This is a genomic window from Cellulosimicrobium sp. So1_17 (assembly GCF_055181235.1).
This window is the reverse complement of sequence record NZ_CM143702.1, coordinates 1,792,776-1,808,884: the sequence shown is the minus strand read 5'-3', so window position 1 is coordinate 1,808,884 and position 16,109 is coordinate 1,792,776. Positions and strand designations below refer to the sequence as shown.

11 protein-coding genes are annotated in these 16,109 nt (G+C 68.2%); all 11 read left to right on the top strand.

The window, feature by feature from the left end:
- Positions 1 to 227 precede the first annotated feature (227 nt).
- The 11 genes from rpoB to rplB all read left to right on the top strand — a co-directional run bounded on the left by rpoB (position 228) and on the right by rplB (position 16,106).
- On the top strand, positions 228 to 3,752 hold the full coding sequence (gene rpoB, locus ACZCLJ_RS08050) for a DNA-directed RNA polymerase subunit beta (protein ID WP_251153530.1): 3,525 nt from the start codon (positions 228 to 230) through the stop codon (positions 3,750 to 3,752).
- A gap of 154 nt (positions 3,753 to 3,906) precedes the next feature.
- A complete protein-coding gene (locus tag ACZCLJ_RS08045; protein WP_251153531.1) occupies positions 3,907 to 7,788 on the top strand; it encodes a DNA-directed RNA polymerase subunit beta' in 3,882 nt (1,293 codons plus the stop codon).
- A gap of 477 nt (positions 7,789 to 8,265) precedes the next feature.
- Positions 8,266 to 8,640 carry a 30S ribosomal protein S12 gene (gene rpsL, locus ACZCLJ_RS08040; RefSeq protein ID WP_021479869.1) on the top strand — a complete coding sequence of 125 codons (375 nt, stop codon included), beginning with the start codon at positions 8,266 to 8,268 and terminating at the stop codon, positions 8,638 to 8,640.
- On the top strand, positions 8,640 to 9,110 hold the full coding sequence (rpsG, locus tag ACZCLJ_RS08035) for a 30S ribosomal protein S7 (protein WP_251153532.1): 471 nt from the start codon (positions 8,640 to 8,642) through the stop codon (positions 9,108 to 9,110). Before rpsL ends, rpsG begins: the two co-directional genes overlap by 1 nt.
- 115 nt (positions 9,111 to 9,225) lie before the next feature.
- A complete protein-coding gene (gene fusA, locus ACZCLJ_RS08030; RefSeq protein WP_463106059.1) occupies positions 9,226 to 11,328 on the top strand; it encodes an elongation factor G in 2,103 nt (700 codons plus the stop codon).
- A 131-nt stretch (positions 11,329 to 11,459) separates the two neighbouring features.
- Positions 11,460 to 12,656 carry an elongation factor Tu gene (tuf, locus tag ACZCLJ_RS08025; RefSeq protein ID WP_251153534.1) on the top strand — a complete coding sequence of 399 codons (1,197 nt, stop codon included), beginning with the start codon at positions 11,460 to 11,462 and terminating at the stop codon, positions 12,654 to 12,656.
- 588 nt (positions 12,657 to 13,244) lie between these two features.
- The gene (gene rpsJ / locus ACZCLJ_RS08020) at positions 13,245 to 13,553 is read left to right on the top strand and encodes a 30S ribosomal protein S10 (RefSeq protein ID WP_012867945.1); all 309 of its coding nucleotides are present in this window, start codon (positions 13,245 to 13,247) and stop codon (positions 13,551 to 13,553) included.
- Between the two features lie 14 nt (positions 13,554 to 13,567).
- Entirely contained in the window at positions 13,568 to 14,230 is a 663-nt protein-coding gene (rplC, locus tag ACZCLJ_RS08015) for a 50S ribosomal protein L3 (RefSeq protein WP_251153535.1), read from the top strand.
- Between the two features lie 7 nt (positions 14,231 to 14,237).
- Positions 14,238 to 14,951, top strand: coding sequence for a 50S ribosomal protein L4 (gene rplD, locus ACZCLJ_RS08010; protein ID WP_251153536.1), 714 nt, complete (start codon positions 14,238 to 14,240; stop codon positions 14,949 to 14,951).
- Complete coding sequence (rplW, locus tag ACZCLJ_RS08005) at positions 14,948 to 15,238, top strand: 50S ribosomal protein L23 (RefSeq protein WP_251153537.1); 291 nt, start codon at positions 14,948 to 14,950, stop codon at positions 15,236 to 15,238. The genes rplD and rplW overlap by 4 nt, the downstream gene beginning before the upstream one ends.
- Positions 15,239 to 15,269: 31 nt before the next feature.
- The gene (gene rplB, locus ACZCLJ_RS08000) at positions 15,270 to 16,106 is read left to right on the top strand and encodes a 50S ribosomal protein L2 (protein ID WP_191612722.1); all 837 of its coding nucleotides are present in this window, start codon (positions 15,270 to 15,272) and stop codon (positions 16,104 to 16,106) included.
- Positions 16,107 to 16,109: the final 3 nt, after the last annotated feature.

Sequence of the window (16,109 nt, the reverse complement as noted above, 5' to 3'; positions counted from 1 at the left end):
GGTGCCGGACGGCGCCGGGTCGAGCCCGGCAGGTCGGTGCGCGGTCGGGGTGGACGTGCACGCTCGCAGGGGGTATGCTAACGCTTTGCGCTGTCCTGTGCCCACGATCTCAGATACCCCCGACCCCCTCGACGACGTACGTGCGCGTCCGCGAGGAGTCGTGGCGGCGGTGATCGCGACCAGCCGGGTGGTGCAGCGTTCTTTCGATCTGCAGGGAAGGACCCCTCTTGGCTGCCTCGCGCACCCCTTCTGCTCCGTCCGCCGACGCCATCGCGAACCGCACCGCTTCTCGGCGCGTCTCCTTCGCCAAGATCTTCGAGCCCCTCGAGGTCCCCGACCTGCTGGGCCTCCAGACCGAGAGCTTCGACTGGCTCCTCGGCAACGAGGCGTGGCAGGCCCGCGTCGCCGCGGCGAACGCGGCCGGACGCCAGGACGTCCCCGCGACGTCCGGGCTCGAGGAGATCTTCGAGGAGATCTCGCCGATCGAGGACTTCGGTTCCTCGATGTCCCTCTCGTTCTCCAACCACCGTTTCGAGCCGCCGAAGTACACGGCCGACGAGTGCAAGGAGAAGGACTTCACGTACGCCGCGCCGCTGTTCGTCACCGCGGAGTTCGTCAACTACAACACCGGTGAGATCAAGAGCCAGACGGTCTTCATGGGCGACTTCCCGCTCATGACCGCGCGCGGCACCTTCATCATCAACGGCACCGAGCGCGTCGTCGTCTCGCAGCTCGTCCGCTCGCCCGGCGTGTACTTCGAGCGCACGGCCGACAAGACGAGCGACAAGGACATCTTCTCCGCGAAGATCATCCCGTCGCGCGGCGCGTGGCTCGAGTTCGAGATCGACAAGCGCGACGCCGTCGGCGTGCGCGTCGACCGCAAGCGCAAGCAGTCCGTCACGGTCCTCCTCAAGGCCCTCGGCCTCACGGAGTCCGAGATCCGCGAGGAGTTCTCGGACCTCCCCTCGGTGCTCGACACGCTCGAGAAGGACCACGTCCACACGCAGGACGAGGCGCTCGTCGACCTCTACCGCAAGATCCGCCCGGGCGAGCCGCCCACGGTCGAGGCCGGCCGCGCGCTGCTCGAGAACTTCTACTTCAACCCGAAGCGCTACGACCTCGCGAAGGTCGGCCGCTACAAGGCGAACAAGAAGCTCGGCATCGACGCGCCGCTGACCGACTCGACGCTGTCCGTCTCGGACGTCGTCGCGACGATCAAGTACCTCGCGGCCCTGCACGCCGACCACGCGACCATCCCGGGCAAGCGCGCCGGCGAGGCCGTGGACGTGCGTGTCGAGACCGACGACATCGACCACTTCGGCAACCGTCGCATCCGCGCCGTCGGCGAGCTCATCCAGAACCAGGTCCGCACGGGCCTGTCCCGGATGGAGCGCGTCGTGCGCGAGCGCATGACGACGCAGGACGTCGAGGCGATCACGCCGCAGACGCTGATCAACATCCGCCCGGTCGTGGCGTCGATCCGCGAGTTCTTCGGCACCTCGCAGCTCTCGCAGTTCATGGACCAGAACAACCCGCTCGCGGGCCTGACGCACAAGCGTCGCCTCTCCGCGCTCGGCCCGGGCGGTCTGTCCCGCGACCGCGCCGGCATGGAGGTCCGTGACGTCCACCCGTCGCACTACGGCCGCATGTGCCCGATCGAGACCCCTGAGGGCCCGAACATCGGCCTCATCGGCTCGCTCGCGTCCTACGGCCGCATCAACCCGTTCGGGTTCATCGAGACGCCGTACCGCAAGGTCACCAACGGCAAGGTCACCGACCAGGTCGAGTACCTGACCGCCGACGACGAGGACCGTCACGTCATCGCGCAGGCGAACCAGGTGCTCAACGCCGACGGCTCCTTCGCGGACGAGCGCGTGCTCGTGCGCACGAAGGGCGGCGAGGTCGAGATCGTCCCCGGCGCGCAGGTCGACTACATGGACGTCTCGCCGCGCCAGATGGTGTCGGTCGCGACCGCGCTCATCCCGTTCCTCGAGCACGACGACGCCAACCGCGCCCTCATGGGTGCGAACATGCAGCGCCAGGCCGTGCCGCTGGTCCGTTCCGAGGCCCCGCTCGTGGGCACCGGCATGGAGTGGCGCGCCGCGGTCGACGCCGGTGACGTCATCGTCGCGACCAAGCCCGGTGTCGTCACCGAGGTCTCCGCGGACCTCATCGTCGTCGCGAACGACGACGCGACCACCACGAGCTACCGCGCCGCGAAGTTCCGCCGCTCGAACCAGGGCACGAGCTACAACCAGCGCGTGCTCGTCGACGAGGGCCAGCGCGTCGAGGTCGGCTCCGTCCTCGCGGACGGCCCGGCGACGGACGAGGGCGAGCTCGCGCTCGGCCGCAACCTCCTCGTGGCGTTCATGTCGTGGGAGGGCCACAACTACGAGGACGCGATCATCCTCAGCCAGCGTCTCGTGCAGGACGACGTGCTCTCCTCGATCCACATCGAGGAGCACGAGGTCGACGCGCGCGACACCAAGCTCGGCCCCGAGGAGATCACGCGGGACATCCCGAACGTCTCCGAGGACGTCCTGGCGGACCTCGACGAGCGCGGCATCATCCGCATCGGTGCCGAGGTCGGCGCGGGCGACGTCCTGGTCGGCAAGGTCACCCCGAAGGGCGAGACCGAGCTGACCCCGGAGGAGCGCCTGCTCCGTGCGATCTTCGGCGAGAAGGCGCGCGAGGTGCGCGACACGTCGCTCAAGGTGCCCCACGGCGAGTCCGGCACGGTCATCGGCGTGCGCGAGTTCAACCGCGAGGACGGCGACGAGCTGCCCGCGGGCGTGAACCAGCTCGTGCGCGTCTACATCGCGCAGCGCCGCAAGATCACGGACGGCGACAAGCTCGCCGGCCGTCACGGCAACAAGGGCGTCATCTCCAAGATCCTGCCCGTCGAGGACATGCCGTTCCTCGAGGACGGGACGCCGGTCGACGTCGTCCTCAACCCGCTCGGTGTCCCCGGCCGCATGAACGTCGGCCAGGTCCTCGAGACGCACCTCGGGTGGATCGCGAAGCAGGGCTGGGACATCAGCCTCGCCGAGGACACCGTCAGCAAGGACGGCTCGAAGTGGAAGACCCACGTCCCGGACATCGCGGCGTCGTCCGAGCCCGGCCGGCCCGTCGCCACCCCGGTGTTCGACGGCCTCCAGGAGGACGCGCTCACGGGTCTGCTCTCGTCGACGATCCCGAACCGCGACGGCGACCGCATGGTCGGCGGCGACGGCAAGGCCCGTCTCTTCGACGGCCGCTCCGGCGAGCCGTTCCCTGAGCCGGTGTCGGTGGGCTACATGTACATCCTCAAGCTCCACCACCTGGTCGACGACAAGATCCACGCGCGCTCGACGGGCCCGTACTCGATGATCACGCAGCAGCCGCTGGGTGGTAAGGCGCAGTTCGGTGGTCAGCGCTTCGGCGAGATGGAGGTGTGGGCCCTCGAGGCGTACGGCGCGGCCTACACGCTGCAGGAGCTCCTCACCATCAAGTCCGACGACGTCCCCGGCCGCGTGAAGGTCTACGAGGCCATCGTCAAGGGCGAGAACATCCCCGACTCGGGCATCCCGGAGTCCTTCAAGGTGCTCCTCAAGGAGATGCAGTCGCTGTGCCTGAACGTCGAGGTGCTCTCGAGCGACGGCGTCCAGATCGAGATGCGGGAGTCCGACGACGACGTGTACCGCGCGGCGGAGGAGCTCGGCATCGACCTGTCGCGGCGTCCGAACGCTGCCGCGAGCGTCGACGAGATCTGATCTCGGGCAGGCGGGGGCGTCGGCCCGGTCCTCTGACCGGGCCCCGCTCCCGCCCCTCCCCGCACCCCATTCGTTCCACCCCGTCTTGATGAAGCCGACGGCGACGGTCCCCTCGGAGGGACCGCGCCCCGGCAGACGAAGGAAGTAGGACACCTTGCTCGACGTCAACGTCTTCGACGAGCTGCGCATCGGCCTGGCCACGGCCGACGACATCCGTGCGTGGTCGCACGGTGAGGTCAAGAAGCCCGAGACCATCAACTACCGCACCCTCAAGCCCGAGAAGGACGGACTCTTCTGCGAGAAGATCTTCGGCCCCACCCGGGACTGGGAGTGCTACTGCGGCAAGTACAAGCGCGTGCGCTTCAAGGGCATCATCTGCGAGCGCTGCGGCGTCGAGGTGACGCGCTCGAAGGTCCGCCGTGAGCGCATGGGCCACATCGAGCTCGCCGCGCCCGTCACGCACATCTGGTTCTTCAAGGGCGTGCCCTCGCGCCTCGGCTACCTGCTCGACCTCGCCCCGAAGGACCTGGAGAAGGTCATCTACTTCGCGGCGTACATGATCACGTCGGTCGACGACGAGGGTCGCCAGGAAGACCTCCCGAACCTCCAGAACGAGATCGACCTGGAGAAGAAGGAGATCGCGGACGCCCGCGACAACGACATCAACGCCCGCGCCCAGAAGCTCGAGGCCGACCTGGCCGAGCTCGAGGCCGAGGGTGCGAAGGCCGACGCGCGCCGCAAGGTCCGCGACTCGGCCGAGCGCGAGATGACGCAGATCCGCAAGCGCGCGGACGCCCAGCTGGACCGCCTGGACCAGGTCTGGGACCGCTTCAAGAACCTCAAGGTCGCCGACCTCGAGGGCGACGAGATGCTGTACCGCGCCCTCCAGGACCGCTACGGCACCTACTTCGAGGGCTCGATGGGCGCCGCGGCGATCCAGAAGCGCCTCCAGGACTTCGACCTGGAGGCCGAGGCGGACTCGCTGCGCGAGACCATCCGCTCCGGCAAGGGCCAGCGCAAGACGCGCGCGCTCAAGCGCCTCAAGGTCGTCAACGCGTTCCTCACGACGACGAACTCGCCCACGGGCATGGTGCTCGACGCCGTCCCGGTCATCCCGCCGGACCTGCGCCCGATGGTGCAGCTCGACGGTGGCCGCTTCGCGACGAGCGACCTCAACGACCTGTACCGCCGCGTGATCAACCGGAACAACCGGCTCAAGCGCCTGCTCGACCTCGGTGCGCCGGAGATCATCGTCAACAACGAGAAGCGGATGTTGCAGGAAGCTGTGGATTCGCTCTTTGATAACGGCCGCCGTGGTCGCCCGGTCACGGGCCCCGGCAACCGTCCGCTGAAGTCGATCTCCGACATGCTCAAGGGCAAGCAGGGTCGTTTCCGTCAGAACCTGCTCGGCAAGCGCGTCGACTACTCGGGCCGTTCGGTCATCGTCGTCGGCCCGCAGCTCAAGCTCCACCAGTGCGGCCTGCCCAAGCAGATGGCGCTCGAGCTGTTCAAGCCGTTCGTCATGAAGCGGCTCGTGGACCTCAACCACGCGCAGAACATCAAGAGCGCGAAGCGCATGGTCGAGCGTGCGCGCCCGGTCGTGTGGGACGTCCTCGAAGAGGTCATCACGGAGCACCCGGTCCTGCTGAACCGTGCGCCGACGCTGCACCGTCTGGGCATCCAGGCGTTCGAGCCGCAGCTCGTCGAGGGCAAGGCGATCCACCTGCACCCGCTCGTGTGCGCCGCGTTCAACGCGGACTTCGACGGTGACCAGATGGCCGTCCACCTGCCCCTGAGCGCGGAGGCGCAGGCCGAGGCCCGCATCCTCATGCTCTCGAGCAACAACATCCTCAAGCCGTCGGACGGTCGTCCGGTGACCATGCCCTCGCAGGACATGATCATCGGCCTGTACCACCTGACGAGCGACAAGGCCGGCGCCCAGGGCGAGGGCCGCGCGTTCGCGTCCGTCGCCGAGGCCATCATGGCCTTCGACCAGGGATCGCTCGACCTCAACGCCCCGGTGAAGATCCGCACCACGGACCTCGTCCCGCCGGTCTCCGGCTTCGAGGCGCCCGAGGGCTGGGAGCCCGGTCAGCCGATCCTGTTCGACACCACGCTCGGTCGTGCGCTGTTCAACGAGACGCTGCCGGTCGACTACCCGTACGTGAACTCGGTGGTCGACAAGAAGCGCCTCTCGGCGATCGTCAACGAGCTCGCCGAGCGGTACCCGAAGGTCGAGGTCGCCGCCTCGCTCGACGCCCTCAAGGCCGCCGGCTTCCGCTGGGCGACCCGTTCGGGCGTCACGATCGCGATCTCCGACGTCGCCACCCCGACGGAGAAGGCCGAGATCCTCGAGCAGCACGAGGAGCGCGCGCTCAAGGTCCAGCAGCAGTACGACCGTGGTCTCATCACGGACGACGAGCGCCGTCAGGAGCTCATCGAGATCTGGACCCAGGCGACGGACAAGGTCGCGTCGGTCATGCGCGAGAACCTCGAGGCGAACGACCGCAACACGGTCTACCGCATGGTCGGCTCGGGTGCCCGTGGTAACTGGATGCAGGTCCGTCAGATCGCCGGTATGCGCGGTCTCGTGGCGAACCCGAAGGGCGAGATCATCCCGCGCCCGATCAAGTCCAACTACCGCGAGGGCCTGTCCGTCCTCGAGTACTTCATCGCGACGCACGGCGCCCGCAAGGGTCTGGCGGACACCGCGCTGCGGACCGCCGACTCGGGCTACCTCACGCGTCGTCTCGTGGACGTGTCGCAGGACGTCATCGTCCGCGAGGAGGACTGCGGCACGGAGCGCGGCCTGACGATGCCGATCGCCGAGGAGCTCGGGGGCATCCTCGTCCGCCACCCCAAGGTGGAGACGAGCGTGTACTCGCGCACCCTCGCGTCCGACCTGGTCGACGCCGACGGCAACGTCATCGGCAAGGCCGGCGACGACGCGGGCGACGTCCTCATCGACGCCGCCGTGGAGGCAGGCGTGCGCGAGGCGAAGGTCCGTTCGGTCCTGACGTGCGAGTCGCGCGTCGGCACGTGCGCCAAGTGCTACGGCCGGTCGCTCGCGACGGGCAAGCTCGTCGACATCGGCGAGGCCGTGGGCATCATCGCGGCCCAGTCGATCGGTGAGCCGGGCACCCAGCTGACGATGCGTACGTTCCACACCGGTGGTGTGGCGTCCGCGGACGACATCACGCAGGGTCTGCCGCGTGTCACGGAGCTCTTCGAGGCCCGCACCCCCAAGGGTGAGGCGCCCATCGCCGAGTTCCCGGGTCGCATCACGATCGACGACTCCGAGCGTTCGCGTCGCCTCGTGCTGACGCCGGACGACGGCTCCGAGGAGATCGCCTACCCGGTGACCAAGCGTGCGCGCCTGCTCGTGCAGGACGGCGACCACGTCGGCGTCGGCATGCAGCTCGTGCAGGGTGCGGTGGACCCGAAGAAGGTCCTGCGCATCCTCGGCCCGCGCGCCACGCAGAAGCACCTGGTGGACGAGGTCCAGGAGGTCTACCGCTCCCAGGGCGTGGACATCCACGACAAGCACATCGAGGTCATCGTGCGGCAGATGCTGCGCCGGATCACGGTCCTGGACTCGGGCGACGCCCCGCTGCTCCCGGGCGAGCTGGCCGAGCGCGGCCGGTTCGAGGACGCGAACCGTCGCACCGTGGCGGAGGGTGGCCAGCCGGCCTCCGGCCGCCCCGAGCTGATGGGCATCACGAAGGCGTCGCTCGCGACCGACTCGTGGCTCTCGGCCGCCTCCTTCCAGGAGACGACCCGCGTGCTCACCGAGGCGTCGATGAGCGGTCGTCGTGACCCGCTGCTCGGCCTCAAGGAGAACGTCATCATCGGTAAGCTCATCCCGGCCGGTACCGGTCTTCCCCGGTACACGAAGGTCACGGTCGAGCCCACCGAGCAGGCCAAGACGGAGCTCTACCCGAGCTTCGGCTACGACGAGATCGACTTCCCGGCGCTCGGCATGGGCTCCGGCGAGGCGATCCCGCTCGAGGACCTGGACTTCGGCGACTACCGCTGACGTCCCGCACCAGCGGGGCGGCACCTGACGGGTGCCCGACGACGCAGGCCCGGCCTGCGTCGTCGGGCACCCGTCCGCGTTCCCCGCCCCGCCGGTCCCACCCAGCGCGTCCGGCCAGGACGCCGACCAGCGCCTTTGACTACCCCCCGGGTGGCAGGTAACCTGGTAAACCGTGCCCGCGCCGTCGGGCCCTCCGTGATGTCCCTGGCGGGACCGTGCTCAGCGAGCGATCGCCGGCGCACTGTCGCTCATCGCCACGCTGGATCTCCGGACGGGCCGATGTGAGTGCCCGGGCATTCCGGATCCGGTCCTGACAGCGCCTCGCGCCGCAGGGCAGGAGATGGACCATCGGGCCGGTGGTAGGTGGCTGCTGCAGCGTGTCGAGCGCTGCGGGTGCCTCGTGCGATCGGCTCCACCAGCCAGCACGACCACCACCGGGGATCGCCCCGGTACAGCTCGAGAAGACACGGAGACGTAGTGCCTACGATCCAGCAGCTCGTCCGCAAGGGGCGGACCTCGAAGGTGGGGAAGTCCAAGACTCCCGCCCTCAAGGGTTCCCCGCAGCGGCGCGGTGTGTGCACGCGCGTGTACACCACCACCCCGAAGAAGCCGAACTCCGCGCTGCGCAAGGTCGCTCGCGTGAAGCTCTCCTCCCAGGTCGAGGTCACGGCCTACATCCCCGGCGTCGGCCACAACCTGCAGGAGCACTCCATCGTGCTCGTCCGCGGTGGTCGTGTGAAGGACCTCCCGGGTGTGCGCTACAAGATCGTGCGCGGCGCGCTCGACACGCAGGGCGTGAAGAACCGCAAGCAGGCCCGCAGCCGCTACGGCGCCAAGAAGGAGAAGAGCTGATGCCTCGCAAGGGCCCGGCCCCGAAGCGGCCGCTCATCGTCGACCCCGTCTACGGGTCGCCCGTCGTCACGCAGCTCATCAACAAGGTGCTGCTCGACGGCAAGAAGTCCACCGCCGAGTCGATCGTCTACGGTGCCCTCGAGGGCGTCCGGGCGAAGACCGACGGCGACCCGGTCGTCGTCCTCAAGCGCGCGCTCGAGAACGTGCGTCCCGCGCTCGAGGTCCGCTCGCGCCGCGTCGGCGGTGCGACCTACCAGGTCCCCGTCGAGGTGCGCCCCACGCGTTCCACGACCCTCGCGCTGCGCTGGCTCACGGACTACTCGCGCGCCCGTCGCGAGAAGACCATGACCGAGCGCCTCATGAACGAGATCCTCGACGCGAGCAACGGCCTCGGCGCCGCGGTCAAGCGTCGCGAGGACATGCACAAGATGGCGGAGTCCAACAAGGCCTTCGCCCACTACCGCTGGTAGTCCGCCCGACCGGCCCCGTGGACTCGCGTCCCCGGGGCCGTCGGCGGGTCTCCGGCCGGCCACCCCGGTCCGAGCAGCGCCCCCGACTCAACCCACCTAGCGAGGGAAACAGACCGTGGCACTTGACGTGCTCACCGACCTGAACAAGGTCCGCAACATCGGCATCATGGCCCACATCGATGCCGGGAAGACCACGACCACCGAGCGCATCCTGTTCTACACCGGTGTGAACTACAAGATCGGTGAGACGCACGACGGCGCGTCGACGATGGACTGGATGGAGCAGGAGCAGGAGCGCGGCATCACGATCACGTCGGCCGCGACGACCTGCTACTGGAAGAACAACCAGATCAACATCATCGACACCCCGGGCCACGTCGACTTCACGGTCGAGGTCGAGCGCTCCCTGCGCGTGCTCGACGGCGCCGTCGCCGTCTTCGACGGCAAGGAGGGTGTGGAGCCGCAGTCGGAGACGGTGTGGCGCCAGGCCGACAAGTACAACGTCCCGCGCATCTGCTTCGTCAACAAGATGGACAAGCTCGGCGCGGACTTCTACTTCACGGTCGACACCATCGTGAACCGCCTCAAGGCGAAGCCGCTGGTCATCCAGCTGCCGATCGGCTCCGAGAACGACTTCACGGGCGTCGTCGACCTGCTCGAGATGAAGGCGCTCGTCTGGCACGGCGAGACGAAGCTCGGCGAGGCCTACGACACCGAGGAGATCCCCGCGGACCTCCAGGAGAAGGCCGAGCGGTACCGCGCGGAGCTCGTCGAGGCCGTCGCCGAGGCGGACGACGAGCTGCTCGAGAAGTTCCTCGGGGGCGAGGAGCTGTCGATCGCCGAGATCAAGTCCGGCATCCGCAAGCTCGTCATCGCCGGCGAGGCCTTCCCGGTCCTGTGCGGTTCCGCGTTCAAGAACAAGGGCGTCCAGCCCATGCTCGACGCGGTCATCGACTACCTGCCGTCGCCGCTCGACGTCCCCGCGATCGAGGGCCACGACGTCAAGGACGAGGAGAAGGTCGTCGAGCGTCACCCCGACGCCACCGAGCCGTTCTCCGCGCTCGCGTTCAAGGTCGCGACGCACCCGTTCTTCGGCAAGCTCACCTACGTCCGGGTGTACTCGGGCAAGGTCGCGCAGGGCGCCCAGGTGCTCAACTCGACCAAGGGCAAGAAGGAGCGCATCGGGAAGCTCTTCCAGATGCACTCCAACAAGGAGAACCCGGTCGAGGACGCGACGGCTGGTCACATCTACGCGTTCATCGGCCTCAAGGACGTCACGACGGGCGACACGCTGACCGACCCGGCGAACCCCGTCATCCTCGAGTCGATGACGTTCCCCGAGCCGGTCATCGACGTGGCGATCGAGCCGAAGACGAAGGCCGACCAGGAGAAGCTCTCGACGGCGATCCAGAAGCTCGCCGAGGAGGACCCGACGTTCCGCGTGAAGCTGGACGACGAGACCGGCCAGACCGTCATCGGCGGCATGGGCGAGCTCCACCTCGACATCCTCGTCGACCGCATGCGTCGCGAGTTCAAGGTCGAGGCGAACGTCGGCAAGCCGCAGGTCGCGTACCGCGAGACGATCCGCCGCACGGCGGAGAAGATCGACTACACGCACAAGAAGCAGACCGGTGGTTCGGGGCAGTTCGCGAAGGTCCAGGTCACCTTCTCGCCGCTCGACACGTCCGAGGGCGAGCTCTACGAGTTCGACAACGCCGTCACCGGCGGTCGCATCCCGCGCGAGTACATCCCCAGCGTCGACCAGGGCATCCAGTCGGCGATGCAGCACGGCGTCCTCGCCGGCTTCCCGCTGGTGGGCGTCAAGGCCACGCTGATCGACGGCGCCTACCACGACGTCGACTCGTCCGAGATGGCGTTCAAGATCGCCGGCTCGATGGTCCTCAAGGAGGGCGTCAAGCGGGCGGACCCGGTTCTGCTGGAGCCGGTGATGGCGGTCGAGGTGCGTACGCCCGAGGAGTACATGGGCGACGTCATCGGCGACCTGAACTCACGTCGTGGAATGATCCAGTCCATGGAGGACGCGACGGGTGTGAAGGTCGTCCGGGCCCACGTACCGTTGTCAGAGATGTTCGGGTACATCGGTGACCTCCGGTCGAAGACCCAGGGTCGTGCCGTGTACTCGATGCAGTTCGACAACTACGCCGAGGTTCCTCGGAACGTTGCCGAAGAGATCATCAAGAAGACCCGGGGCGAGTGAGACCCCACAGGTCGTAGTAGTCCCGCACAACCATCAACCTGTAGGCAACCGCAACGCCCCGTGGATGTAGGATCTCTCGGTCGACATTCGCAAACGTTCGGCACATCTACCCAAGTCCCAGGAGGACCCCAGTGGCTAAGGCCAAGTTCGAGCGGACCAAGCCGCACGTCAACATCGGCACCATCGGTCATGTCGACCACGGTAAGACGACGCTGACGGCGGCGATCTCGAAGACGCTCGCGGACACGTACCCGGACCTGCCGGCGAACGTCCAGCGCAACTTCGACGAGATCGACGCGGCTCCCGAGGAGAAGCAGCGCGGTATCACGATCAACATCGCGCACATCGAGTACGAGACGCCGAAGCGCCACTACGCGCACGTCGACGCCCCGGGTCACGCCGACTACATCAAGAACATGATCACCGGTGCCGCCCAGATGGACGGCGCGATCCTGGTCGTCGCCGCGACCGACGGCCCGATGGCCCAGACGCGCGAGCACGTCCTGCTCGCCCGCCAGGTCGGCGTGCCCTACCTGCTCGTGGCGCTCAACAAGTCCGACATGGTCGACGACGAGGAGATCCTCGAGCTCGTCGAGATGGAGGTGCGCGAGCTCCTCTCCGGTCAGGGCTACGACGGCGACGACGCTCCCGTCGTGCGCGTCTCCGGCCTCAAGGCCCTCGAGGGCGACGCGGAGTGGACCTCCAAGATCGTCGAGCTCATGGAGGCCGTCGACGAGAACGTGCCCGAGCCCGTCCGCGAGCTCGACAAGCCGTTCCTCATGCCCGTCGAGGACGTCTTCACGATCACCGGTCGTGGCACCGTCGTCACCGGCAAGGTGGAGCGTGGCACGCTCGACCTGAACTCGGACGTCGAGATCGTCGGCATCCGCTCCCCGCAGAAGACCACGGTCACGGGCATCGAGACGTTCCACAAGCAGATGGACCAGGCTCAGGCCGGCGACAACACCGGTCTGCTCCTGCGCGGCATCAAGCGCGAGGACGTCGAGCGCGGCCAGGTCGTCGTGAAGCCGGGTTCGATCACGCCGCACACGGACTTCGAGGCGCAGGTCTACATCCTGGGCAAGGACGAGGGTGGGCGTCACAACCCGTTCTACTCGAACTACCGTCCGCAGTTCTACTTCCGCACCACCGACGTCACCGGCGTCATCACGCTGCCCGAGGGCACCGAGATGGTCATGCCCGGCGACAACACCGAGATGACGGTCGCGCTGATCCAGCCGATCGCCATGGAGGAGGGCCTCGGCTTCGCCATCCGTGAGGGTGGCCGCACCGTGGGCTCCGGCCGCGTCACCAAGATCCTCAAGTGATCTGACGCTGCCTGTCGGCAGCACCGCCACGAGGGCCCGGCACCGCGAGGTGCCGGGCCCTCGTGCCGTCTGGCCCCAGGAACGGCCCTCCCCGGCCCGTCCCTGGCCCGTCCCTGGCCGTCCCTGGCCCGCCGGCCGGGGAGCCGGTGGAGCGCCGACAGGGGAGAGGGCACGACGTCGGAGACGTCACAGCACTGCCCGCCCGCCCCGACTTGGACGTAGGCGGGTTCGTGTGGCAAACTGTTCAGGTTGCCTGCAACGGGCGCGCTCTTTCATGTGTCGAACAGTGTGTTGAACCGGTCCTCGCCCCGCGAGGACGGATCCCGGGCGGAATCAGCCCGGATCTGCGGGTTGAGCTCTCTGTCGACATGGATCGAGCACCCCGCGGAACACACGTTCCGACCAGGCTCGACAAACGTTGTGGTCCGATGCTGCGGCGTCGTGCGAGAGCACGGTGCGCGGTGGGCTCACATATCCAACGGCCCTGCGCCTCTCGGCGCGTGCGCCCAGGTGCGTCGTGAATACGCGACACGCCCGAGCGCGGGGGTCGGACAGCTAGCGGTTCGAGAGAGAGAGTCAGACGACGCCATGGCGGGACAGAAGATCCGCATCCGGCTCAAGTCCTACGACCACGAGGTCATCGACAGCTCGGCGCGCAAGATCGTCGACACGGTGACGCGCGCTGGTGCAACGGTCGTGGGTCCGGTGCCGCTGCCGACGGAGAAGAACGTCTTCTGCGTCATCCGGTCGCCTCACAAGTACAAGGACAGCCGCGAGCACTTCGAGATGCGCACGCACAAGCGGCTGATCGACATCATCGACCCCACGCCGAAGGCCGTCGACTCGCTCATGCGTCTCGACCTGCCTGCCGACGTGAACATCGAGATCAAGCTCTGAGGCTGGAGGACATCATGACTACCCCCCAGCAGAACACCCGACCGGTCACGGCCGTGCTCGGGACCAAGCTCGGGATGACCCAGCTCTGGGACGAGGCCGGGCGCCTCGTTCCGGTGACTGTCGTCGCGGTCGGCACGAACGTCGTCACGCAGCTCCGTACCGCTGACGTCGACGGGTATGCCGCCGTGCAGCTGGCCTACGGCCAGATCGACCCCCGCAAGGTGACGAAGCCCCTCAAGGGCCACTTCGAGAAGGCCGGCGTCACGCCGCGTCGTCACGTCGCCGAGATCCGGACCTCCGACGCGGCCGAGTACACGCTCGGCCAGGAGATCACCGCGGAGGCCTTCGAGGCCGGCGCCGTGGTCGACGTCGTGGGCACGACCAAGGGCAAGGGCACCGCCGGTGTGATGAAGCGTCACGGCTTCTCCGGCGTCGGCGCCTCCCACGGTGCGCACCGCAACCACCGCAAGGCTGGTTCGATCGGTGGCGCCTCGACCCCGTCGCGCGTCTTCAAGGGACTGCGCATGGCGGGTCGTATGGGCCACGACCGCCAGACCACCCAGAACCTGACCGTGCACGCGGTCGACGCCGAGAAGGGTCTGCTGCTCGTCAAGGGCGCGGTTCCCGGCCCCAAGGGCGGCGTCGTCCTCGTCCGTAGCGCCGCGAAGGGAGCGTGAACAACCGATGGCAACGCAGAACGCGCTGACCGTTGAGGTCCTCGACGCGAGCGGCAAGAAGGCCGGGACCGCCGAGCTCCCCGCCGAGGTGTTCGACGTCGTGACGAACGTCCCGCTGATCCACCAGGTCGTCGTCGCCCAGCGTGCCGCCGCGCGCCAGGGCACCCACGACACCAAGAGCCGCGGCGAGGTCCGCGGTGGTGGTCGCAAGCCCTACAAGCAGAAGGGCACCGGCCGCGCCCGTCAGGGCTCGATCCGCGCGCCGCAGTTCGCGGGCGGTGGCACGGTCCACGGGCCGACGCCGCGCTCCTACGACCAGCGCACCCCGAAGAAGATGAAGGCCGCCGCGCTGCGCGGTGCCCTCTCGGACCGGGCCCGCAACGGCCGCGTCCACGTCGTGACGGGCTTCGGCGTCGACGGTGCTCCGTCGACCAAGACCGCCCTCGCGACGCTCGCGAAGCTCTCCGAGCGCAAGCACGTCCTCGTCGTCACCGAGCGTGGTGACGAGCTGACGGTCAAGTCGCTGCGGAACGTCGAGCAGGTCCACCTCCTGGTGGCCGACCAGCTCAACACCTACGACGTGCTCGTCTCCGACGACGTCGTCTTCACGCAGGGCGCGCTCGACGCGTTCCTGGCCGGCCCGTCCACGGGTCGCTCCGCGAAGGCCGTCGCCACCTCCACCGAGGCGGACGAGACTGCTGCCGAGGAGGCTGCGAAGTGACCACCGTGACCAAGGACCCCCGCGACGTGATCCTCTCGCCCGTCGTCTCCGAGAAGAGCTACGGCCTGCTCGACGAGGGCAAGTACACGTTCGTCGTGGACCCGCGGGCCAACAAGACCGAGATCAAGATCGCCATCGAGCAGATCTTCTCCGTCAAGGTTGCGTCGGTGAACACGATCAACCGCAAGGGCAAGACGCGTCGCACGCGTTTCGGCCTGGGCAAGCGCAAGGACACCAAGCGTGCGATCGTCACCCTCCGCGAGGGCACGATCGACATCTTCGGCTGAGCCGACGAGAGCAGATTGAGGACAGATCCCCATGGGAATCCGTAAGTACAAGCCGACGACGCCCGGCCGCCGCGGCTCGAGCGTCGCCGACTTCGCCGAGATCACGCGCTCGCAGCCGGAGAAGTCTCTGGTCCGCCCGCTCTCCAAGAGCGGCGGTCGCAACAGCTCCGGCCGCATCACCACCCGTCACAAGGGTGGTGGCCACAAGCGCGCGTACCGCGTGATCGACTTCCGTCGTCACGACAAGGACGGCGTGCCCGCGAAGGTCGCTCACATCGAGTACGACCCCAACCGCACGGCGCGCATCGCGCTCCTGCACTACGCGGACGGCGAGAAGCGCTACATCATCGCGCCGAGCAAGCTCAAGCAGGGCGACGTCATCGAGAACGGCGCCGGTGCGGACATCAAGCCCGGCAACAACCTGCCGCTGCGCAACATCCCGACCGGTACGGTCATCCACGCCATCGAGCTCAAGCCCGGTGGCGGCGCGAAGATCGCCCGTTCGGCCGGCGCGTCGGTCCAGCTCGTCGCCAAGGACGGCCCGTACGCGCAGCTGCGCATGCCCTCCGGCGAGATCCGCAACGTCGACCTGCGCTGCCGCGCGACGGTCGGCGAGGTCGGCAACGCCGAGCAGTCGAACATCAACTGGGGCAAGGCCGGCCGCATGCGCTGGAAGGGCAAGCGCCCGACCGTCCGCGGTGTCGCGATGAACCCGATCGACCACCCGCACGGTGGTGGTGAGGGCAAGACCTCCGGTGGACGCCACCCGGTGAGCCCCTGGGGCCAGCCGGAGGGTCGTACCCGCCGCCCGAACAAGCCGAGCGACAAGCTGATCGTGCGTCGTCGACGTACCGGCAAGAAGCGCTGATAG